19 protein-coding genes are annotated in these 21,760 nt (G+C 43.3%); 9 read left to right on the top strand and 10 right to left on the bottom strand.

Annotated elements, in window-relative coordinates; all coding sequences use genetic code 11:
* Positions 1–156 precede the first annotated feature (156 nt).
* The 3 genes from ACED42_RS09175 (at position 157) to ACED42_RS09165 (ending at position 2,780) form a co-directional block, all read left to right on the top strand.
* Positions 157–765: a peroxiredoxin C gene (locus tag ACED42_RS09175; RefSeq protein WP_009848275.1), complete on the top strand. Its 609-nt coding sequence runs from the start codon at positions 157–159 to the stop codon at positions 763–765.
* 317 nt (positions 766–1,082) lie between these two features.
* On the top strand, positions 1,083–1,826 hold the full coding sequence (locus tag ACED42_RS09170) for a copper homeostasis protein CutC (RefSeq protein WP_371702255.1): 744 nt from the start codon (positions 1,083–1,085) through the stop codon (positions 1,824–1,826).
* 99 nt (positions 1,827–1,925) lie between these two features.
* Positions 1,926–2,780 (top strand): LysR family transcriptional regulator, encoded by an 855-nt coding sequence (locus tag ACED42_RS09165; RefSeq protein ID WP_371702253.1) that lies wholly within the window; start codon positions 1,926–1,928, stop codon positions 2,778–2,780.
* Positions 2,781–2,807: 27 nt separating this feature from the next.
* Here the strand turns inward: ACED42_RS09165 and ACED42_RS09160 are convergent, their stop codons facing one another.
* On the bottom strand, positions 2,808–3,503 hold the full coding sequence (locus ACED42_RS09160) for a hypothetical protein (RefSeq protein WP_371702251.1): 696 nt from the start codon (positions 3,501–3,503) through the stop codon (positions 2,808–2,810).
* 384 nt (positions 3,504–3,887) lie between these two features.
* On the opposite strand from ACED42_RS09160, the gene ACED42_RS09155 reads away from it, so the two are divergent.
* Positions 3,888–4,379, top strand: a complete 492-nt coding sequence (locus ACED42_RS09155; protein WP_371702249.1) for a hypothetical protein — start codon at positions 3,888–3,890, stop codon at positions 4,377–4,379.
* Between the two features lie 9 nt (positions 4,380–4,388).
* On the opposite strand, the gene phoU is transcribed toward ACED42_RS09155, so the two are convergent.
* The 4 genes from phoU to ACED42_RS09135 all read right to left on the bottom strand — a co-directional run bounded on the left by phoU (position 4,389) and on the right by ACED42_RS09135 (position 10,018).
* Positions 4,389–5,087: a phosphate signaling complex protein PhoU gene (phoU, locus tag ACED42_RS09150; RefSeq protein WP_004735072.1), complete on the bottom strand. Its 699-nt coding sequence runs from the start codon at positions 5,085–5,087 to the stop codon at positions 4,389–4,391.
* A 75-nt stretch (positions 5,088–5,162) separates the two neighbouring features.
* Complete coding sequence (gene pstB, locus ACED42_RS09145; protein ID WP_004735071.1) at positions 5,163–5,981, bottom strand: phosphate ABC transporter ATP-binding protein PstB; 819 nt, start codon at positions 5,979–5,981, stop codon at positions 5,163–5,165.
* Positions 5,982–7,691 (bottom strand): phosphate ABC transporter permease PstA, encoded by a 1,710-nt coding sequence (gene pstA / locus ACED42_RS09140; protein WP_017098087.1) that lies wholly within the window; start codon positions 7,689–7,691, stop codon positions 5,982–5,984.
* Positions 7,692–7,801: 110 nt separating this feature from the next.
* Positions 7,802–10,018, bottom strand: coding sequence for an ABC transporter permease subunit (locus tag ACED42_RS09135; protein ID WP_009848267.1), 2,217 nt, complete (start codon positions 10,016–10,018; stop codon positions 7,802–7,804).
* A gap of 200 nt (positions 10,019–10,218) precedes the next feature.
* Between ACED42_RS09135 and ppk1 the strand changes: the two genes are divergently transcribed.
* Positions 10,219–12,315, top strand: a complete 2,097-nt coding sequence (ppk1, locus tag ACED42_RS09130) for a polyphosphate kinase 1 (RefSeq protein ID WP_371702247.1) — start codon at positions 10,219–10,221, stop codon at positions 12,313–12,315.
* Positions 12,306–13,817, top strand: coding sequence for an exopolyphosphatase (gene ppx, locus ACED42_RS09125; protein WP_371702245.1), 1,512 nt, complete (start codon positions 12,306–12,308; stop codon positions 13,815–13,817). The genes ppk1 and ppx overlap by 10 nt, the downstream gene beginning before the upstream one ends.
* A 78-nt stretch (positions 13,818–13,895) precedes the next feature.
* Here ppx and ACED42_RS09120 read toward each other — a convergent pair whose 3' ends face one another.
* From ACED42_RS09120 to phoB, 3 genes are read right to left on the bottom strand one after another with little or no spacing between them, the layout of a single operon-like run.
* Positions 13,896–14,852, bottom strand: a complete 957-nt coding sequence (locus tag ACED42_RS09120; RefSeq protein ID WP_029223961.1) for a PstS family phosphate ABC transporter substrate-binding protein — start codon at positions 14,850–14,852, stop codon at positions 13,896–13,898.
* Between the two features lie 17 nt (positions 14,853–14,869).
* Complete coding sequence (gene phoR / locus ACED42_RS09115) at positions 14,870–16,168, bottom strand: phosphate regulon sensor histidine kinase PhoR (protein WP_017106503.1); 1,299 nt, start codon at positions 16,166–16,168, stop codon at positions 14,870–14,872.
* A gap of 33 nt (positions 16,169–16,201) precedes the next feature.
* Positions 16,202–16,891, bottom strand: coding sequence for a phosphate regulon transcriptional regulator PhoB (phoB, locus tag ACED42_RS09110; RefSeq protein WP_004735064.1), 690 nt, complete (start codon positions 16,889–16,891; stop codon positions 16,202–16,204).
* Positions 16,892–17,084: 193 nt separating this feature from the next.
* Here phoB and rdgC point away from each other — a divergent pair, with 193 nt between their 5' ends.
* The 3 genes from rdgC to ACED42_RS09095 all read left to right on the top strand — a co-directional run bounded on the left by rdgC (position 17,085) and on the right by ACED42_RS09095 (position 19,898).
* Entirely contained in the window at positions 17,085–17,999 is a 915-nt protein-coding gene (gene rdgC, locus ACED42_RS09105) for a recombination-associated protein RdgC (protein WP_004735063.1), read from the top strand.
* A 205-nt stretch (positions 18,000–18,204) separates the two neighbouring features.
* Positions 18,205–19,623 (top strand): tRNA 5-hydroxyuridine modification protein YegQ, encoded by a 1,419-nt coding sequence (gene yegQ / locus ACED42_RS09100; RefSeq protein WP_009848261.1) that lies wholly within the window; start codon positions 18,205–18,207, stop codon positions 19,621–19,623.
* A 20-nt stretch (positions 19,624–19,643) separates the two neighbouring features.
* Positions 19,644–19,898 (top strand): YfhL family 4Fe-4S dicluster ferredoxin, encoded by a 255-nt coding sequence (locus ACED42_RS09095; RefSeq protein ID WP_004735061.1) that lies wholly within the window; start codon positions 19,644–19,646, stop codon positions 19,896–19,898.
* A 42-nt stretch (positions 19,899–19,940) separates the two neighbouring features.
* Here the strand turns inward: ACED42_RS09095 and ACED42_RS09090 are convergent, their stop codons facing one another.
* The gene (locus tag ACED42_RS09090) at positions 19,941–20,249 is read right to left on the bottom strand and encodes a hypothetical protein (RefSeq protein ID WP_009848260.1); all 309 of its coding nucleotides are present in this window, start codon (positions 20,247–20,249) and stop codon (positions 19,941–19,943) included.
* Between the two features lie 278 nt (positions 20,250–20,527).
* On the bottom strand, positions 20,528–21,367 hold the full coding sequence (gene mepA / locus ACED42_RS09085; RefSeq protein WP_371702242.1) for a penicillin-insensitive murein endopeptidase: 840 nt from the start codon (positions 21,365–21,367) through the stop codon (positions 20,528–20,530).
* Positions 21,368–21,760: the final 393 nt, after the last annotated feature.

The following is a 21,760-nucleotide window of genomic DNA, read 5'->3' as shown; positions in this document are numbered from 1 at the left end:
AGGAACGGACAAAGAATAAGCTTATCGCTTTTTTCGATTAACTTAATCTATTTAATTCGCTTTTTTCTATAGTACCGATTGTACTATAGTTTGTCCCGTAGAAACGGAGCCCAAACAAAGATGTGTTGGGCCAACTAATTTTTTAGGAGATTCCAAATGGTACTAGTAGGTCGTCAAGCCCCTGACTTTACTGCAGCAGCTGTTCTAGGTAACGGTGAGATCGTTGATAACTTCAACTTCGCAGAATTCACTAAAGGTAAGAAAGCGGTAGTTTTCTTCTACCCACTAGACTTCACTTTCGTTTGTCCTTCAGAGCTAATCGCTTTCGACAACCGTCTAGAAGATTTCCAAGCTAAAGGCGTTGAAGTAATCGGTGTTTCTATCGATTCTCAATTCTCTCACAACGCATGGCGTAACACTGCTATCGCTGACGGCGGTATCGGTCAAGTTAAATACCCTCTAATTGCTGACGTTAAGCACGAAATCTGCAAAGCATACGATGTTGAGCACCCAGAAGCAGGCGTTGCTTTCCGTGGTTCTTTCCTAATCGACGCAGACGGCCTTGTACGTCACCAAGTAGTTAACGATCTTCCACTAGGTCGTAACATCGACGAAATGCTACGCATGGTAGACGCACTAAACTTCCACGAGAAGAACGGTGAAGTATGTCCTGCACAATGGGAAGAAGGTAAATCAGGTATGGACGCATCTCCACAAGGTGTTGCAGCATTCCTATCTGAGCACGCTGACGACCTAAGCAAGTAATTACCTCTTAAGCCCGAACTCAACGCGGGTTAATGGTTGGAAGACTCTCTATAAAGAGAAATAAAGCATAAGCTAATAGCGCAAAGCGCACCGCCAATCAGTTAAGAAGTAAAGTCCTATTAAAAGCCCGAAGTTAACGCTTCGGGCTTTTTTCATATCTCTCCGACGACAATTCTCTACCTAAACCGTCTCTGCAACATTTAATAGAGGCAGTTACAAGAACAAACTTTACCCCTATTTTCCTCTGCTACCACCTATTCATATCCGTATCTAGGTTGTTATGATTTCGTCCGTATCTTTTTGAACGGATAAATACGATGAACACCGAAATTGAAGTCTGTATCGATAACTTAGAATCTCTATATAACGCACTATCTGGTGGCGCGAATCGAATTGAGCTTTGCTCTTCATTAGCACTTGGCGGGTTAACTCCAAGCTTCGGAATGATGAAGCAAGCGGCAAAAATTTCGTCCGTACCAGTTTATGCCATGATACGACCGAGACAAGGTGACTTCATATTCGATTATGACGATATCCTCTGTATGCTGGAAGATATTGAAGCTTGTGCAAGAGCAGGGTTGAATGGCGTCGTTCTGGGTGTACTAACACCTGATGGTGAGATTGATATGTCTGCAATGCAAATTCTCTCAAGCAAGGCTCACCAATTCAAACTAGCAATCACCTTCCACCGTGCAATCGACCAACTTCAGGATTATAAAGTAGCGTTAGAGCAGATTATTGAGCTTGGATGTGAAAGGATCCTGACGTCAGGGCTTGCTATTAATGCAGAGCAAGGCATCAATGTGCTCGCAGATATGGTCAAACAAGCCGATGGCAGAATCGATATCATGGCTGGTGCTGGCGTCAACGCAACGAATGCCAAAATGATTCAAAGCTCCACCCAAGTACCTGCACTTCACCTTTCAGGTAAATCGACAAGACCCAGCCTAATGGAAAGCAATTCAAGCGCTCAAATGGGCAGTAATGATGTTGATGATTATCAGATACCAGTAACTGATGCGAATAAGATATCCAATGTGAGAGCTGCCCTCACCGCTTAGGGTAATCGTCACTAACACAAATCCAGAGAACCACGCTGACGAATCTAGCGGACTGGCGTATATTAGAGTTAATAGCACAGAAAATTTTCATGGACAGATATGGCTAAAGACTTATTCAGCTCTCTTGATTTAAACCTGTTACGAACATTTCTTATTGTTTATCAAGAAAAAAACACCAGAAAGGCTGCGGAACGTTTATTCGTTTCTCAGCCAGCGGTTAGCCAAGCCCTACAAAAGCTAAGACACCACTTCAACGATGACCTTTTCGTAAAGGTTCATGGAGGCTTACAACCTACGGCATTTTCAGAGCAGCTCACCAATCAAATAAAACCATTCATGGACGGTCTATCTATCGCGGTTAATACATCAAACACTTTTGATCCGAAAGAGATCGATTACACGTTGAAAATAGCCCTATCTCCAGTGGTGCTTTCTTGTCTGTCTGGCTCAGATATACAAAAAGATGAGGTTTTGATTGGAGTAAGCTACTTAGGGGAAAAGACAAGTAAAGAAGTTTATACAAGGCAGCTCATTGAATTAACAGGACGTATATTTGTTAGGAAAGATCACCCTTTAAAGCAAAACACCGTGACTCCATATGACATGGCAGGGTACGAAATCGCATCTTTAGTAACGCCAGGTTGGAATGACAATTTTAGCTTAGCGTCTCAGATTCTAACCGACCTTTCCATCGAGCATCGTATCGGTTTTCGCAGTGAGTTGGTCATGGCTCTGATCGACGTTATTCAACATACTGATATGTACATGCCCCATTCCAACCTTTTCCCAGTAGAAAACTATCCGACATTACGCGGGATAGATGTCTCAGTGGACGGAAAAACACTGAAAACTCCGGTCTATAGTTATATACACATTAAAAATCGAAACTCACCTTTAACAAATTGGCTTTCAAAACTCATAGAGCAAGTTTTATCAGAACAAGTACAAAAGTAAGTTCGATTAAAAGTTATATATTGTATTTTACTCTTCCGGACGCCAGCTCAGTGCGCTAGCAATAGTACCGATAACTAATGTGTCTTTTTCAGCGTCATTAAGTTCAGGTAACATCTGTAGCGTTATCATTCCATTTGTCTGTGCAGCCGCTACTTCTTGCGAAGCGTGTTTAAAGCTATACCCTAGTGGTTTTTCTACCGACATTAAAAGGTCTTTACTTGAATGGACAGTTTCTACGTCATATTTATTCGCCCCAACTCGGATGTAGCCAGCTTCTTTCTTTTCTAAGCTAACACTGATCATCCCAGATTGAGGCTCTAAAACGAACTCTCCTATATTCTCATTGCTTTGAGATACAGAACAGCGGTAAGGTTTATTGCCACCAAAATCAACACCCATGTAGTTAACTGAAGTGCCAGCGCCAGAACAGACTAAGTTCCACACTTGGCCATTATCGACTCTAGTGATTTCAGCAGCCAGCTCACCCTCTTTGAATGAAACAGTCTCAAACCATGTTGAACCTGATGAATCTCGGCTATATTTACCTTGGTACATACCTGCAATATCAAACGTCCCTTCTTGTCCTAACCCCCAAAAATCACCATCAGTTTTAACCATGAGTTCTGGCTGCTGATTAACCGCATCTGATTTGTCCATGATGGCAACGCTGCCGCACGCAGTTAACGCGAAAAGAGGAGTCACAACGAAAAGAAACTTCTTCATACTGATATCTACCTAAAAATAAATGTAAGGGAAAAATTCAGTAAAAGAATAAATTAAAGATAAGTAAGAATATAGCGAGCATCAATGAGCTATATCGATACTATCGTTATTTCTCTCATGAGCCTTAAACAAATACATTACAGAACATCAGCTTATGTTTAGACACTTCTATCACGCTCGTTTTGTAAGGCTACGTAAGACCCAAAGATCACGTGTAATGATTTACTCCTGCTGATAAGCAAGCATTATCACAGAGATAATCAATGCGAATTAGCCTGCTCTTTCAAAGCCCATATAATGATCACCGTTAGCCAGTGATTTCACTGGATTCACGCATGGATCGACCTAATGCTAAGGAGAGCGCAAAATTACTTCGGTGGTACCATGAAATTTAAAACACTTCTTTTAGCTTCAGCTTTATTCTCAACCTCTGCACTTTCAAATGGTCTTCACTTATCTCCTGAACTAAAGATTGGTTCTTATCATGGTTTTGGAATACAAGCAGGTATTACTGATGTGGAAAATCTAGGTGCGGTTTATCTGAGCTATTCTCAGCTTTGGTATGACAGCGACCGATACGATGAAACGGTTGATGCGTACCGCGTTGGTATTCAAAATATGTTTGGAAGCAACCAGAACCACGGCTTTCAGGCGGAGATTGGTGTAGCGAGTTATGACGGAACAAAAACGCGTAACGGCGAAATTGAAGAGAAGACAGCACATGGTTTAAGCCTAGGTGGAGCCTACGTTTACCAAGCAACACCAGTGCTTGGGCTACGAGCTGGTGTGGATATGAATATTTTTGATCACAATAAGACCTTCGTGCCTTACGACACAACAATCAACCTTAACCTTGGTGCAATTATTCGCTTCTAAAGTTAATACCTACTTCAGTGCGTCATCTAGGCTTTGATCACCAAGGTGGCGTACATCTTTACCTTTCACAAAGTAAATAATATATTCACAGATATTTTGGCAACGATCTCCCACTCGCTCAATCGCACGAGCTGACCACATCACTTGCAGGATATTGGGGATGTTCTTAGGGTCCTCCATCATGTACGTCATCAACTGACGAATCACAGCTTCATATTCCGCATCCAGCTTATCGTCAAGTTTATGTACTTCCGCCGCCGCGTCTACATCCATACGAGCAAAAGCATCTAATACTTGATGCAGCATAGTGATAGCCTGACGACACAATGGTTCTAACGAGACGTGAAATTTTTGTTCTTTGGTCGAAGGGATCTCAATCGCACCCTGTGCGATTTTAGAGGCCACATCGCCAATACGTTCTAGATCAGTAATGGTTTTGATGATCGCCATAATCAAACGCAGATCTTTGGCAGTCGGCTGACGTTTCGCGATAATACGAGTACATGCTTCATCGATTGAAACTTCCATCGCATTCACTTTATGGTCGTCACGAATTACTTTTTTGGCCAGTTCCGCGTCATCTTTATGAAGCGCTTGCATCGCAAATGACAACTGCTGCTCTACCAATCCACCCATAGTTAATACGTGTGTACGGATAGATTCTAATTCGACATTAAACTGTCCTGAGATGTGGCGACCAAAATGCATGTCAGCTCCTTAAAAGAAATGAATAAAGTCATTTATTTTAGAGTGACTTAGCTCTAGATGGCGCGAACTTAAACGTTAGCCGTACCTACCTGTAATGTAGTCTTCCGTTTGATTTTTCAATGGCGAAGTAAATATAGAATCAGTATCTGAGTACTCGATCAACTTACCCATATGGATAAAAGCGGTGTGGTCACTCACGCGAGCTGCCTGCTGCATGTTATGAGTAACAATAACAACGGTGTATTGGGTTTTAAGTTCGTTGATCAACTCTTCAATCGTCAATGTCGAAATCGGATCGAGTGCCGATGTTGGCTCATCCAATAACAGCACTTCAGGTTCGATGGCAACCGCACGAGCGATGACTAAACGCTGCTGTTGACCACCCGATAACCCAAAGGCGTTCTCATGCAAACGATCTTTGACTTCATCCCACAACGCCGCGGCGCGCAGAGAGCGCTCAACTGCATCATCAAGATCTCGGCTGTTGCTCACGCCTTGCAGCCTCAATCCATAAACCACATTCTCATAGATAGATTTAGGAAAAGGGTTCGGACGTTGAAACACCATGCCGACTCGGCGTCGTAAGGTCGCGACATCCACCTTAGGGTGATAGACGTTCTTGCCATGAAGCTTTACTTTTCCGGAAACCTTACAACCTTCAACAAGATCGTTCATGCGATTAATGCAACGCAGTAGAGTCGACTTACCACACCCTGATGGGCCAATAAACGCGGTCACCTGTCCCTTTGGGATTTGCATTGAAATATCATCAAGTGCTTGGCTCTCTTTATAATAAAGATTCAGCCCTTCAATCGAGATAGCAATTTGCTCATCCTTCAAATTGTGAACATCAAGTGGTGCTTGGTAACCCAAGGTTTCATTAATCGAGAACATCTAATCTTGTCCTAAGGTTCGGTATTTTTCACGCAAGTTATTACGGATATTGATGGCCGTTAAATTCAATCCAACAATCACAGTAACCAGTAAAAATGAAGTCGCATACACTAAAGGTCGTGCCGCTTCGATATTAGAGGTTTGAAACCCAACATCATAGATATGAAAACCTAAATGCATGAACTTTCTGTCTAAATGCAGGTATGGGAACTGACCATCCACAGGCAAGCTTGATGCGAGTTTCACCACACCCACCAGCATTAATGGGGCAACCTCCCCCGCAGCTCTCGCGATTGCCAAAATCAAACCGGTGATAATCGCAGGGCTTGCCATCGGTAAAACAATGCGCCAAAGCGTCTCGAATTGAGTAGCACCAAGCGCTAATGAACCGTGCCTCACGGAGCTAGGGATACGCGTTAAGCCCTCTTCCGTTGTTACAATAACAACGGGTAATGTTAATACCGCTAAGGTCAGTGCGGACCATAATAGGCCCGGCGTACCAAATGTCGGAGCGGGTAATCGTTCTGCGTAAAACAAAGAATCGATTGAGCCACCTATGGTATACACAAAGAATCCTAAGCCAAATACACCATACACAATCGACGGTACACCCGCTAAGTTAATTACGGCAATACGAATCAAACGTGTTAATGCGTTGTTTTTTGCATATTCATGAAGATATATCGCAGCAACCACACCAAGAGGCATCACTACAATCGACATAAGAATAACCAACAGTACCGTGCCAAAAATCGCAGGAAACACACCGCCTTCAGAGTTTGAGTCTCGTGGGTTCTCCGACAAGAACTTCCAAACTTGTTTTCCCCAATGTCCAACCTTTTCAAGATAAGACATATTATTCGGGTACCAATAATCCAAAATATGACTGAGCGAAATTTCAACCTGCTCTCCTGTCATATCTTCTACCAACAAGCTTTCGACATTGAGCTGTGTTCTAAGATGCTCAAGCTTTACTTCGGCTTCAGCCAACTGGCGATTTAATTCCAGTTTAGTTTGAGTATAGGTTTTAAGGTATTCATCGCTCACTGACTCATTGAGTTCAAGCTTACGTTTTTCTAAGCGCAAATTTTCCAATTGCCAGCTGATATTGCGGATTTCTTGGTTCACTACACGCGACGTTTCTTTACGTAACGTATCAGCGAACGCCAAGCCTTGCTCGAGCTTTTGGTCTATGTTCGAATCAAAGGTGCCAGAAGCGGTTATAAAACCCACTGGTTTACCAAAGAAATAACCACCTCGACTTCGCTCAATCACAGCCCAGTCAGGTGGGGTGGTTGGTTCACGTAAGTTCACATCCAAAATGGAAACAAAGTCCGCTGGATAAATCTCCCTGTTGGCAACTTTGATACTTAAGCGCTGAATTAGCCCAGTCGACAGGTTTTGAGTCGACAAGAGGTCGTGTACTTGTGGGACTTGCTCTATCGGGATGTATTTTCGTTCATATAACTGGCCAATCAATACATCTTGCTTTACTACCGTTTCGTCGAGGCCGACAACTAACGATGCATCTTTAGAATCCACTTGCCATTGGTACAAAGGAGCAGGCCAAAAATAAGTCAAGCCCTTCCAGCCAATCAACAGCATTAGGCCAAGAACCGAAAGCATACTGATGCTCACCGCCCCGCCCGTAAGCCAGATCCACGGAGAGCCTGATTTAATCCAAGACAATAATGACTTCAGTTTATTCATCATGAACGACCTTGCTCTGACGTGCTGAACCCAAGGAAGAGCCAAGTTCGTGAGATACGCTAATCAAACAGCGAACAGCCATTGATAGAGATTGAGGTAGAGTTTTAAAACTACAGCGCACGATATTTATCTCTCAGTCTTTGTCTAACCCACTCTGCGACAGAGTTCACCGCGAACGTAAAAATAAACAGTAAGAGTGCTGCTAAGAACAACAATCGGAAGTGAGAACCACCCACCTCGGACTCTGGTAACTCGACAGCAATTGTTGCCGATAATGTCCTCATCCCTTCCAAAATATTCCAGTCAAGAATAGGGGTGTTACCTGTCGCCATCAAGACAATCATAGTCTCGCCAACCGCTCGTCCTAGCCCCATCATGATTGCAGAAAAGATACCTGGGCTAGCCGTCAATAACACCACATAAATAAGGGTCTGCCACGCTGTTGCGCCCAGCGCCAGTGAGCCATCGGATAAATGTTTTGGCACAGAGAAAATAGCGTCTTCTGCAATCGTGAAAATTGTCGGGATGACAGCAAAGCCCATAGCGAAGCCAACCACCAGCGCATTACGTTGGTCAAAGTCGATGCCATAGTTAGCCAAGAAGGTACGAATATCACCACCAAACAACAAGGCTTCCATACCATTTTCACCAGCAAAGACTGCCATCACAGTAATCACCAATACCGGGATCAATATCAGAGCATGCCAACCATTAGTAAAACGGCTCGTCACCATTTTTGGCAAACAGAACCAAACAAGCCCAGTCAGTAGCGTGCTCAGTGGTAATAGCACCATTAACGAGAAGACGGCCGTTAAATGCGTTTCAACAATGGGAGCAAACCAAAGCCCAGCCAAGAATCCGATGATAACGGTCGGAAGAGCTTCCATCAGTTCTATCGACGGCTTCACGACTCTTCGCATTCGTGGAGACATGAAGTATGCGGTGTAAATGGCTCCGAGCACAGCAACCGGCACGGCAAACATCATCGCAAACAAAGCGGCTTTGATAGTACCGAATGTGATAGGGACTAAACTGAATTTTTCTTCAAAGTCATCGTTCGCCGACGTTGATTGCCAAACGTATTGTGGCTCAGGATAGCTTTCGTACCAGACTTTTTGCCAAAGCGATGAGAATGATATTTGCGGATATTCGTTATCAACTTTAGCCACGCTGATGGTGCCATCAATCAGCGTCGCCAAATGCAGTTCGTTAGCAGACATAGCCGCTAATTGTGGTGACTTATCAAATGCGCGCTCAAACAGCGACAGCTTTTCACTGGTCGTATAGTGGCTTTGTAATGTGCCATTCTGATAGAAACTATAAAAACCCTTTCTATAAGTATCTGGCAGAATAAACTGAACCTCTTCGGCGAGTTGGAAGTCGCGAATATGGGTCAGGCTACGCTTTTCATCTTTGAGTACATCGAACCACTGAGAAACCTGTCCGTCCTCATGCGTAACCAACAGTGAATAAGCTCCAGACAGTAAATCGATACTTTTCACCGAGTGCTTCGCATCATTTAAGCTAAGATCAATCACTTCACGAACATTGAAGCCGCTATCGGATAACTTCAATACAACTAAATCCGATTGTGCTCGAAGATATAAAGTTTGGCCATCAGGCGTGACTAACAACTGTTGCTGTAAACCCAACTTATCCGACAGCCATTGACTCTTCTGAAAAACATACTGACCAGTAAGATCACTCTGGTACCACTTAACCAAAACTCGTTGATCGCTTAGCTGAGCGGCAACCGTGATACCACGTCCATTCTTAGAGAACGCAAATTTTTCGATTGTTGTTCCGTTTGATGATTCATCATTTAAAAACGGTTCCGGGAGATCGATTTGCTCAATTTTAGGTTCGGCTTCACTGCCCTTTTGCAGCACAGGCGCACTATACTCAGGGTAGAAAAAAGTAAGGTTGCTTGCGCTATCAGCAAAGGCAAACCAGTTTTCAGATGGGGTATTTCGAGAAAAAGCGATGGGGTTAGCTAAAACATTACGCTCAAAGTAAGAATGTGTATTTTGAGACTCTAAATCCCAAAACTGCACCAAACCGGATTTTTCGATAGTAAACGCATGCTGACCGTATTCATCCACGGATAAGGCGATAGGCTTTTCTATGGCTACTGTCTTCACGGCTTGGTCAGTATCTAAACCAGTATCAGAAAATACCGGTAAAATGACCATCGCCAAGTAAACAAAGATCAGCACCAGAGCAGCTAGAACACTGACCGCGCCACATGTCACCGAAAAACGGACGAGACGATCTTTCAACCATCTTTTTTTGTCGCGCTCTTTCAATGAAAATTGGGCTGAAGCCATCTGTTTATCTACCTTTTTTTAGCTACTGACATAATATGTACGTTAGATGACAATTATATTACAAGTTACGTTAAACAACTGAAACTAATAACAAGTTTGTTGACCATATTTCTTAAAGTAAGATCATAGATTTTGTGAATCTTGTCATTCTAAATTAAAGTAACCAGCTCTATAGCCAGCACTCAAGGATTATCATCTCGATGGAAAAAGACTATGTCACAAAAGAACTTAGCTGGTTATCCTTCAACGAAAGAGTGCTCCAAGAAGCAGCCGACAAATCAGTACCCTTAATCGAAAGAGTTCGTTTTTTAGGTATTTACTCGAAAAACCTCGATGAGTTTTACAAAGTCCGATTTGCTGATGTGAAACGAAAGATCTTACTTCAAGATCCTCAATTACCTGCCAACTCGCAGAAAACCCTGCTAACTCAAATGCAGAGCCAAGCAAGTAAGCTCGATGCTCAATTCCATGAATTGTATAGCGAATTACTATTGGAACTGGCGCGCAATCGTATTTTTCTGGTCAACGAACAGCAAATCAGCGAAGAGCAAAGTGAGTGGATCAAAAAGTATTTTAAGAAAAAAGTGCTTCCACATTTAACTCCGTTTCTCTTGAACGAAGATAGCCAGTTACTCAATATTATCAAAGATGAACAAAGCTACTTGGCGATCGACATTGAGCAAGAGACATCTTCTCAATATGTCTTACTCGAAATCCCATCTGAAGCTCTCCCTCGATTTGTTAAGTTACCAGACACTTCGGGTTCACAGCGTACGACTTTGATCTTATTAGATAATATAGTTCGATTTTGTTTAGATGACTTGCTTAAAGGATTCTTTGAGTATGACTCCGTGCGTTGCTTTGCTATAAAAATGACTCGTGATGCCGATTATGACCTTCAAGAGAGCAATGAAAATACTCTACTAGAATCTATGTCGTTGGGTTTAGAACAGCGTTTGACGGCACTACCGATACGCCTTATCTATGAGTCAGAAATGCCCGCTGAAATGCTCAATTTCTTACAAGTCAGACTTAAACTATCTGACTATGACAGTGTCATTGCGGGTGGTCGCTACCATAACTTCAAACACTTCTCTGAGTTCCCACGCCTTAATCGACGTGATTTAGTTAATCGTCCACTACCCACGATTAAGTGCGCGCATTTCAGTCATTACCCAAACTATTTCGAAGCGATCAAAGCTCGTGACATCTTGTTGCATTACCCTTATCACACCTTTAATCACATTACTGAACTCGTGAGGCAGGCTTCCTTTGACCCGAAGGTAACTTCCATAAAAATAAACGTTTACCGTGTTGCAGAAGGTTCAAAGCTCCTTAGCTCGATCATCGATGCGGCGCACAATGGTAAGAAAGTAACTGTCGTCGTTGAGCTTCAAGCTCGCTTTGATGAGCAAGCCAATATTCAATGGACCAAGAAACTTCAAGAAGCCGGTATAAAAGTCATCCATGGCATCCCAAGTTTGAAAATCCACTCCAAGCTGTTGCTCATTAAACGGAAAGAAGGCAAGCATACGGCGCATTACGCTCATATTGGCACCGGTAACTTTCATGAAGTAACAGCGCGCGTGTATACCGATTTTTCTCTGCTCACTGCAAATGAAGATTTGACTCAAGAGGTGAGACAAGTCTTTAAGTATATTGAAAACCCTTATCAAAAATCACAGTTCAAGCAACTGATTGTGTCACCAAAGAATACAAGAAAACGCCTGTATCAGTTGATAGATAATGAAATACAAAACGCGATAGAGAACAAGCCTGCAAGTATCACTCTAAAACTCAACAATTTGGTCGACCGAGAGATCATTGAGAAGCTCTATCAGGCCAGCCAAGCCAATGTGAAAGTGAGAATGGTCATTCGTGGTATGTGCTCTCTCGTACCGGGAGTCTCCAACATCAGTGAGCAGATTGAGATTGTTAGTGTGGTCGATCGTTTTCTCGAACACCCAAGAGTGATGATCTTTGGTAACGCTGGTAATCCAAAAGTCTATATCTCCTCTGCCGACTGGATGACACGAAACTTCGATCACCGCATCGAAGTCGCCACTCCAATTTTAGATCCAAAGATCAAGCAAACCATTATCGATATCACCGAGTTTCATTTCGATGACAGCAACAAAGCTCGAGTGCTAGACCAATCGATGAGCAATCCTTACATACAAGCTCCAACAAACCCACTCGATTACCCGACGTCACAACTCTCCACTTACCACTATATTAAACGTATGGAGAAACTTGCTCGCAAGAAGTACAAACAAGAGAAGAAATCATGCCGCTAATTGATAACAAACATTCTCGATGTATTGCCGCTATCGACTTGGGTTCGAACAGTTTTCATATGGTGGTTGCCCGAGTATTCGAACAACACCTGCAATTAGTCAGCAGACACAAACAGAAAGTGAGATTAGGTGATGGGTTGGATGAGTTTAACTTCTTATCCGAAAGTGCTATCGAGCGAGGCTTGGAGTGCCTCAAAGTGTTCGCAGAACGACTAGCGGATTTTGAACTTGATGATGTAAGAGTTGTTGCGACTCATACCCTAAGAAAAGCCAAAAACGCTCAAGACTTCTTAGAGCAAGCCAAACCACTGTTTCCTTTTCCAATAGAGATCATTTCAGGTCAAGAAGAAGCTCGAATAATCTATAACGGTGTAGAACACACTCAAACCGCTTCTGAATCTAAATTGGTTATTGATATCGGTGGAGGGAGTACGGAACTCGTCGCAGGGCAAGGCTTTACGCCCCTAATTATGCGCAGTTTACCTATGGGATGCGTCAGCTTCACTCAACACTTCTTTGCTGACGGAGAGCTAACCTCACAACACTTCTCAGATGCTTATACCGCGGCTACTCGTCTATTGATGCCATTGATTGAAGAATATACAAAGGCGCCTTGGGAAATCGCCTTTGGCTCATCAGGGACGGCTAAATCAATAAAAGAGGTACTCATTGGTTTAGGCTTTACCGATGGTCTCATTACGCCACAACGTCTGTCCTATTTGAAAAATCACTTATGTGAGTTTTCATCATCCAAAACCTTAGACCTTTCAGGTTTAAGTGATGAGAGAAAGCCGGTGTTTGCTGCTGGCGTCATCATTCTTTCAGCAGCCATGGATACGCTAGACATAAAGGAGTTACATTTTTCTGATGGCGCCCTGAGAGAAGGCGTTCTTTATGACATGGAGGATAGGTTTAAAGATATTGATGTTCGAACAAGAACTGCCGAAACGCTCGTCTCTCGATACCATGTTGACGTAGCTCATGGCCAGAGAGTCAAAGAACTCGCCCTTGCATTACTGAAACAAGTGCAGCCTCAAGTAACGACTATGGTCACTAATGAGCTGTATGATCTAGTTGGTTGGGCTGCACTACTTCATGAGGTAGGGCAAAGCATCGCATTCCAAGGCTATCACCGCCATTCGGCTTATCTGCTTAAGCACACGACAATGCCCGGTTTCAATACTGAGCAACAACGTCTTATCTCGACATTGGTTCGCCACCAAAGAAAAGCGATTAAGCGACAAGACTTGCCGGAACTGTCTCTATTTTCTCCACAACAAATAACGCTACTAATTCGCATATTAAGACTCGCTATCTTACTCAATCGTCAGAGAAATCAAGCACTAGTCCCAGACACGACTCTAACGATTGAACAACAGGATAACTGGGGATTGAAAGGATCTAACAGCTATTGGTTGGCCCAAAACCAACTGCTTGAATATGAACTCAAAGAAGAACAACAACGTTGGCAAAATGCTGGATGGTCGTTAAAGGTAGAATAACGACCAGTCAAAATAAAAACAGCCTGCGACTTAGCAAGCTGTTCATACGTTCGTTTTCTAAGTTTGTATTAGCCTCAATCAGAGCCCGACTTTTGCCAACTCTTGCTCCGCGAACTCAGGCGGTATCGCTAAATAGCCATCTTTCTCTACCAGTTCTTGCCCTTGCTTCGAGAATACAAAAGTGAGGAACTCTCTCTCTACAGGAGAAAGCGGTTTATCTGGGTGTTTATTCACATACACATAGAGAAAGCGCGATAGAGGGTAATCTCCGCTTAAAATATTCGCTCGAGTAGGCTCTACGTAATCAGAACCATGCTCCGCAATAGGAATTAACTTTACACCAGCCACTCGATAACCAATACCTGAGTACCCTATCCCGCTGATTGATGAAGCGACCGACTGTACAACCGACGCTGAGCCTGGCTGTTCATTGACTCGGTTCTTGAAGTCGCCACTACATAATGCGTTTTGTTTGAAGTAGCCGTAGGTTCCCGAAACGGAATTACGACCGAACAGTTGGAATCTATGTTTTGCCCACGGCTGGCTGATACCTAAATCTTGCCAATTGTTTAGCGGCTTAGTCGCGCCACAGCGCAATGTCTCCGAAAATATGCTGTCAATTTCGCGAAAATTAAGCCCCTCGATAGGATTATCACGATGCACAAAAAGACCAATCGCATCGATAGCAACTCGAAGCGCCGTCGGCTTATAGCCATGCTCCCTTTCGAACGCTTCCACTTCTCGTAGGCGCATTGGACGACTCATAGGCCCAAGGTGAGCAGTACCTTCCGTTAATGCAGGAGGTGCAGTGGATGAACCAGAAGCCTGAACTTGAGCATTCACGTTCGGGTAGTAAGACTTAAACTCTTCAACCCATAACGTTGTCATTCCCGCTAAGGTATCGGAACCGACAGACAACAAGCTGCCAGAAATACCCGGAACCTTAGAATAATCAGGAAGAGAATCGACACTTTGCTCGGCATGAACAGGGGTAACCAAAGCTAATGCTAATAATGAACTGATGGGGAAACGCATCCGGCGTATTAAGGAACTCATGACACTGTCAATCGGCTAGGTAGCGTGAAATGGAATCGGCTACCAACACCCACTTCACTTTGAATTTCTAAATGTGAATCATGGTGACTAAGCGCATGTTTCACAATCGCTAACCCTAGGCCACTGCCCCCAGTATCGCGTGAGCGTGCTTTATCAACACGATAGAAACGCTCTGTAAGTCGATGCAAGTGTTGTGGTTCGATACCGTCTCCGGTGTCTGACACATCCAAACACGCACCTTGACTGGTTTGATACCAACGAACCTTTACGGTCGCACCAGGCGGCGTGTATTTCACTGCATTGTAAACCAGATTCGATATCGCACTTCTTAACTGATCTTCATCAGCTAATACGCGTAAGCTCTTATCAATATCAAATTCCAGCTTGTGTTCTCGCTCTCCACTGAGACTAGCGGCTTCTTTTTCAAGAACTTCCAACATCGCCGGAACGTTAACCACTTCATCCAATTCATGCATTGGCGCCGCTTCTATCTTAGAAAGAGTAAGAAGCTGATTGACCAAACTGTTCATGCGATTCAATTGCTCAGTCATCACACCATGAGCCTTAGGCCACATAGGCCCAACGACCATGTCTGGATCTTCCGTCATTTCAAGATAGCCCTGAAGTACGGTCATTGGAGTGCGTAGCTCGTGAGAAACGTTAGCGAAAAAGTTACGACGCATGCCTTCTAGCTGTTTTAGCTGAGTAACATCACGTACTACCATGAGGTGTTCGCCCTCGGTATACGGTACGATACGAAGCTCAAGCATGCGCTCCACATTAAGTGGCGAAGGCATCTCTAACGGCTCTGAGAAATCTTGTTTATTAAGGTACTTGATGAAGTCCGGCGTGCGGATCAAGTTAGAGATGGGTTGGCCTGAATCGTCTGGCCAGCGAAAACCCAGTAAATACTGAGCAAGCTTGTTGCACCAAACAATATTGCCTTCACCGCGAAACACCACAACGGCATCGGGTAGGGATTCAGCACCGTTTCTGAAACGGCGGATGAGGTTGGTCAATTCTTTGCGCTTACGACGCTGTCTCTGCTGCATACGATAGATACCGTTAAACAGAGACTCCCAGTTTCCAGAACCTGAAGGGGGTGTTAACCGCTTTTCATCCCACAACCAAGCAGACAAACGCATTTGATAGTGTAGATGCCATGCTAACTGTAATACTGTTGCAGCCAGCAATAACCAAGGTAAATAACCGAATATCCATCCGACTATAATCCAAGGTGCGTAAAAAAAAGCCAGCTCCCAAGCTAGCTTCTTCCAGGTTAACTTCTCAACCATTCAGGACTCCATAAACTGGGCAGTGAAGCCACATTAAGCCTTTGTAGAAAAACGGTAGCCTGCGCCGCGAACCGTTTGAATTAATTTGTCATGACCAGCAGATTCAAGTGCTTTGCGTAAACGTCGAATATGAACATCAACCGTACGATCTTCAACGTAAACGTTGGTACCCCAAACGTTATTGAGCAGTTGCTCTCGGCTGTATACTCGCTCTTGGTGAGTCATAAAGAAATGCAGCATTTTGAACTCGGTTGGGCCCATATCAACTGGGCCTTCGCTTGCTGTCACGCGGTGAGATACAGGGTCTAGCTTAAGACCTTGTACATCAATCACATCTTCTAGTGCAGTAGGCGTTACACGGCGGATAACCGCTTTCAGGCGAGCAACGAGCTCTTTTGGTGAAAATGGCTTGGTGATGTAATCATCAGCGCCCACTTCTAAACCACGCACCTTATCTTCTTCTTCGCCACGAGCCGTCAGCATCACCACTGGGATGTTGCGAGTTAACTCTTCACGCTTCATGTGCTTGATAAAGTTTATCCCGCTACCACCAGGTAGCATCCAATCTAGTAATACTAGATCTGGGAAAGGTTCACATAGCTTGTTTACCGCTGTATCGTAATCTTCAGCCTCTACTGCTTGGTAGCCTTTTTGTTCAAGTACAAAACACAGCATCTCACGAATAGGTGCTTCATCTTCAACGACCAGAATCCTTCTCGACATAATTGAATAGCCTTAGTATTTAATCAACGCATTGCATTATCTGGTTTAATTATGACACTTTTGTGACCTTTGAAAACAAATTTTCATATAACTGTCTCAAACATTTCACTTTTAATTTTTATTGCAGGTATAAGACAAATGGATCGAAATCTCCTATGATGAGCGTCTTCAGATAAAGGTATGAGAAATATTTATGTGGTTTAAGAATTGCCTCGTCTATCGCTTTAATCGTGATATAGACTTCAACGCAGATCAGCTAGAGAAACAACTTGAAGAGTTCCGTTTTACCCCTTGTGGTAGCCAAGACAAACAGAAGTTTGGTTGGGTAAATGCGATGGGTAGACACGGCGATATGATGACGCACGTATCAGAAAACCGCATTCTAATCTGTGCAAAGAAAGAAGAGAAAATGCTTCCAGCTTCTGTGATCAAAGATTCATTGAATGCAAAAGTAGAAACGCTTGAAGCGGAGTCTGGTACTCCTTTGAAAAAGAAAGAGAAAGACAGCCTAAAAGAAGACATCATCATCGATCTTCTTCCTCGTGCTTTCAGCCGCAGTAACTTTACTTACGCGCTGATCATGCCGAAAGAAGGCTTTATTGTGGTTGATGCTAGCAGCTACAAAAAAGCTGAAGACGTATTGGCATTACTACGTAAAACTATGGGTAGCCTGCCTGTAGTGCCAGCTATTCCAGAACAAGCGATTGAAACAACGTTAACTGAATGGGTGAAATCAGGTGATACGCCTCAAGGTATCACTATGCTCGATGAAGCAGAGCTTAAATCAATCCAAGAAGACGGTGGTATTGTTCGAGTTAAGAAACAAGAACTAGAAGCTGATGAGATAAAGAACCACATTGAAGCCAACAAAGTTGTAACTAAGCTTCTTATTAACTGGCAAGATCGCATAGAGTTCATCCTTGCTGAAGATGGCAGCATCAAGCGCCTGAAATTCAGTGATGAATTAAAAGATGAGAACGACGATATTCCTCGTGAAGATCAAGCAGCGCGCTTTGATGCAGATTTCTCACTGCTATGTGGGGAGTTCAGTGTTTTCCTTCCAAACCTATTTGAATCATTAGGCGGGTTAACTCAACCTAACGCTTAATTGTTCCGATTTAGAGCTCAGGTGTCGACGATATCTGAGCTTGTTTTCTTCTCCACCCCGCCTATCAACACCTAACAACACTCTTCGCAATACCATTGTTATCTTTAGGGCTATCAACCAAACTCATTTTAGCGTAAAATTTGCGCCCCTTTGATATCACTTGGTGGTATCAACCTGACTTGAGATCAGATTAGAGAACGAAGCAATGACGACACAAAAACCATTTGTACCTGAACTATTATCACCGGCAGGAAGCCTTAAAAACATGCGTTACGCATTCGCCTATGGCGCAGATGCAGTATACGCAGGCCAGCCACGTTACAGCCTTCGTGTTCGTAACAACGAGTTCAATCACGAAAACCTACAAATCGGTATCGATGAAGCTCATGCTCAAGGCAAAAAGTTATATGTTGTATGTAACATTCAGCCACACAACTCTAAATTAAAAACATTTATCCGCGACCTTAAGCCAGTTGTTGAGATGGGCCCAGACGCACTTATCATGTCAGATCCAGGTCTTATCATGATGGTACGTGAATCATTCCCTGAAATGCCGATCCACCTTTCAGTTCAAGCAAACGCAGTAAACTGGGCGACCGTTAAGTTCTGGTCAACTCAAGGCGTTGAGCGTGTGATCCTATCTCGTGAGCTATCTCTTGAAGAAATCGAAGAGATTCGCGAACACTGCCCAGAAACAGAGCTAGAAATCTTTGTTCACGGTGCTCTATGCATGGCTTACTCTGGTCGTTGCCTACTTTCTGGCTACATGAACAAACGCGATCCAAACCAAGGTACTTGTACTAACGCTTGTCGTTGGGAATACAAGACAGAAGCTGCAAAAGAAGACGAAAACGGTCAGATCGTTGAAGCTAACCCTACAGGCGTTGCTATTCAAGAAGTAGAAACTCAAGGTATTGAAGTTCAAGACGAGCGCCCTGACAACACTCTAGGCCTTGGTAAACCAACTGATGAAGTCGTTTTACTTTCTGAATCACACAAACCTGAAGAGAAGATGGCAGCGTTTGAAGATGAGCATGGAACTTACATCATGAACTCGAAAGACCTTCGCGCAATCCAACACGTAGAGCGTTTAACTAAGATGGGCGTTCACTCTCTGAAAATCGAAGGTCGTACTAAGTCTTTCTACTACTGTGCACGTACAGCACAGGTTTACCGTAAAGCTATCGATGATGCTGTTGCAGGTAAGCCATTTGATGAGAGCCTAATGGGTACGCTAGAGAGCCTAGCTCACCGAGGCTACACTGAAGGCTTCCTACGTCGTCACACTCACGATTCATACCAAAACTACGAATACGGTTACTCTATCTCTGATACTCAACAGTTTGTTGGTGAATTCACAGGTAAACGCCGTGGCGACCTAGCTGAAGTAGAAGTGAAAAACAAATTCCTAGTTGGTGACAGCCTAGAAATGATGACACCTAAAGGTAACGTTGTTTTCAAACTAGAAGTGATGGAAAACCGTAAATCTGAAGCGGTAGACGACGCAAAAGGTAACGGTCACTTCGTATTTATTCCTGTGCCAGCAGATCTCGATCTAGAGTATGGCTTGCTAATGCGTAACTTGAGCGAAGGCCAAGATACACGTAACGCATCAGGTAAATAACGGTTACTTGGGAAAGATAAATGGCTCTACTAATAACTGACAAGTGCATAAACTGCGATATGTGTGACCCAGAATGCCCAAATGGTGCAATCACTATGGGTGACAGTATCTTCGAAATCGATCCTGATTTATGTACTGAGTGTAAAGGTCACTATGAGAAGCCAACATGTCAGTCAGTATGTCCGATTACAAAATGTATCATTACTGACCCGAACCATATTGAAACTGACGACGAATTATTAGAAAAGTTTGTCATCATTCAAGGCTTGACCTAAAAGATAAAAGGTTCAACTTAATCATCAAGTTGAACCTTTTTTTTAACCCGACTTTTCAATGGGATATATGTTACAGAACATCTCTTTCTCAAATTGATATTCGAGTCGCTCTCGCCAGTTTATTGATTGAGCTATCGGAACAAGATAGAAGTTTTCTCTACTGGTGTCGGTCACAAATGCCATTCCATACTGCATTAACTCATAGTGAACATCATTTACGAAGCTAGGATCTAAACGTTGTCTGCCTGTTAGCTGATTGATATCAGCTCTTGAAATAGAAATACCCGAGCTTTCAGCGTTGAACCTATGTCTTAACCATTCTGAAAATTCCTTTGCACAAATCATAGTCATAGTCTTATCCTTGAATTATCTATCGACGGGCATCAGACTCTGATTTCGCATACTGCGTATAAGCCGCATCTTTCACCCCAAAAAACACTCAACCCCTGACCAAACCTTGTCAAATTAGTCATCGTCGCCCTTGCTGATATCATTATTGATTTTATTGATATCAAACGATGTTCTTAATCTCGTGTTTATAAACTCTAGACAAAAGTGTGATATTTCTCCAGTTTTAGAGTCGAGAAAACCAGTGGCATTACCACTGCAAAAATCCTCGATGAAGAGGGTTACTTATTTGATATCAAGGCCAAACATTGACTTGGCATCACTTTAACTCTCTTTTTTTTCTTACTTTTAACGACTTTTTTAGGTGGAGGAACGGGAATGGTCTTTGGAGCCCAACTTGCAAGTTCATCTCCACAACCATCACCTTTAGGAGGGCTTGCTTGAGCTATACAGTTTGAGCTGCCATCAGGACACTTTAAACGAACGTGGAAGTGGGAATGATGCCCCCACCAAGGCCTGATTTTACCTAACCAAACTCTCCTATTGGAATCAGAGTTTTCTTGTTCACAAAGGGTTTGCTTAATAACTGGGTGAACAAAAATTCGCACCACTTTTTCATCTTTGGCTGCATAGCGAATCACTTGAAAATGATCATCGGTCCAATTCGATTCACGCAATTTGTAGTTAGTGAGATCGACAACGCTCATTGGCTTAGGTACGGCAAGTTCATTCTCTGAAAGTTTTTTATCAGTGAGCCTTAACCATATATCAATATCCAAACCAGTCTGGTGACTTGAATGACCCGAAGAAAAACGTCCTCCACGAGGCAGAGAAATATCACCCACTAATAGATTTGTGTTGAGTTGTTTGCTTGTAGTTAAACCAAGCCGTTCAATAAACTGAATAGCTTCGGCATGGCCATAATAGCGTTCTCTCTGAGGGCGGATCACCTGATAACCTTGCCCATTAATTGGCAAAGCTTGCGCCCCGTCAAGACAACCATTAGCGTAACTACCTATGGATGAGGTTGAATTTCTTGTTGGGCTTTTCTCTTTTTCCCACGAGGTTGCTGATACAACAAACGAACAAAAGATAAGAGCCAATGTACAAAATAACCTCATAACAATTCCAAATAAACGATCACTGTTTTTATACTAGTCGTCATTAGGGAATTGGTGTATGTCGAGAGTGATATTTTTGGGATAGCTTGAGAGTTATCTACTGACTTTAGATATTTAAGTGAAAAAGCTTCACTATTCCTAGCGAATCTTCTCAATCTGTAGCGATATTATCGTAGTCGAAGACAAAAACTCACAGCCCTGAAACGACGAAAGCCTAGTCATAAGACTAGGCTTTCTAATAAATGGCGGAACGGCTGGGGTTGCAGGCACCGGGACTCGTTGGTCGCAGACCAAAACACTAGATACGAAAAAGCCCTAACATTTCTGTTAGGGCTTTGTCTAATAAGTGGCGGAGTGGACGGGACTCGAACCCGCGACCCCCGGCGTGACAGG

Origin of the sequence: Vibrio sp. FF145, from assembly GCF_041439075.1 — a bacterium.
In the GTDB taxonomy this organism is placed as follows: domain Bacteria; phylum Pseudomonadota; class Gammaproteobacteria; order Enterobacterales; family Vibrionaceae; genus Vibrio; species Vibrio tasmaniensis_A.
The sequence above is the reverse complement of the archived record's forward strand: the minus strand, read 5'-3'. Positions and strand labels throughout refer to the sequence as shown.

What these genes read in the sequence shown, in the direction of transcription:
- phoR (WP_017106503.1), bottom strand. Translation starts at nt 16,168, where the DNA reads ATGGTTGAGAAGTTAACCTGGAAGAAGCTAGCTTGGGAGCTGGCTTTT.
- phoU (WP_004735072.1), bottom strand. Translation starts at nt 5,087, where the DNA reads ATGCATTTTGGTCGCCACATCTCAGGACAGTTTAATGTCGAATTAGAA.
- ACED42_RS09155 (WP_371702249.1), top strand. Translation starts at nt 3,888, where the DNA reads ATGAAATTTAAAACACTTCTTTTAGCTTCAGCTTTATTCTCAACCTCT.
- ACED42_RS09175 (WP_009848275.1), top strand. Translation starts at nt 157, where the DNA reads ATGGTACTAGTAGGTCGTCAAGCCCCTGACTTTACTGCAGCAGCTGTT.
- rdgC (WP_004735063.1), top strand. Translation starts at nt 17,085, where the DNA reads ATGTGGTTTAAGAATTGCCTCGTCTATCGCTTTAATCGTGATATAGAC.
- yegQ (WP_009848261.1), top strand. Translation starts at nt 18,205, where the DNA reads ATGACGACACAAAAACCATTTGTACCTGAACTATTATCACCGGCAGGA.
- mepA (WP_371702242.1), bottom strand. Translation starts at nt 21,367, where the DNA reads ATGAGGTTATTTTGTACATTGGCTCTTATCTTTTGTTCGTTTGTTGTA.
- ACED42_RS09090 (WP_009848260.1), bottom strand. Translation starts at nt 20,249, where the DNA reads ATGACTATGATTTGTGCAAAGGAATTTTCAGAATGGTTAAGACATAGG.
- phoB (WP_004735064.1), bottom strand. Translation starts at nt 16,891, where the DNA reads ATGTCGAGAAGGATTCTGGTCGTTGAAGATGAAGCACCTATTCGTGAG.
- pstB (WP_004735071.1), bottom strand. Translation starts at nt 5,981, where the DNA reads ATGTTCTCGATTAATGAAACCTTGGGTTACCAAGCACCACTTGATGTT.
- ACED42_RS09165 (WP_371702253.1), top strand. Translation starts at nt 1,926, where the DNA reads ATGGCTAAAGACTTATTCAGCTCTCTTGATTTAAACCTGTTACGAACA.
- ACED42_RS09170 (WP_371702255.1), top strand. Translation starts at nt 1,083, where the DNA reads ATGAACACCGAAATTGAAGTCTGTATCGATAACTTAGAATCTCTATAT.
- ppx (WP_371702245.1), top strand. Translation starts at nt 12,306, where the DNA reads ATGCCGCTAATTGATAACAAACATTCTCGATGTATTGCCGCTATCGAC.
- pstA (WP_017098087.1), bottom strand. Translation starts at nt 7,691, where the DNA reads ATGAATAAACTGAAGTCATTATTGTCTTGGATTAAATCAGGCTCTCCG.
- ACED42_RS09095 (WP_004735061.1), top strand. Translation starts at nt 19,644, where the DNA reads ATGGCTCTACTAATAACTGACAAGTGCATAAACTGCGATATGTGTGAC.
- ppk1 (WP_371702247.1), top strand. Translation starts at nt 10,219, where the DNA reads ATGGAAAAAGACTATGTCACAAAAGAACTTAGCTGGTTATCCTTCAAC.
- ACED42_RS09120 (WP_029223961.1), bottom strand. Translation starts at nt 14,852, where the DNA reads ATGCGTTTCCCCATCAGTTCATTATTAGCATTAGCTTTGGTTACCCCT.
- ACED42_RS09135 (WP_009848267.1), bottom strand. Translation starts at nt 10,018, where the DNA reads ATGGCTTCAGCCCAATTTTCATTGAAAGAGCGCGACAAAAAAAGATGG.
- ACED42_RS09160 (WP_371702251.1), bottom strand. Translation starts at nt 3,503, where the DNA reads ATGAAGAAGTTTCTTTTCGTTGTGACTCCTCTTTTCGCGTTAACTGCG.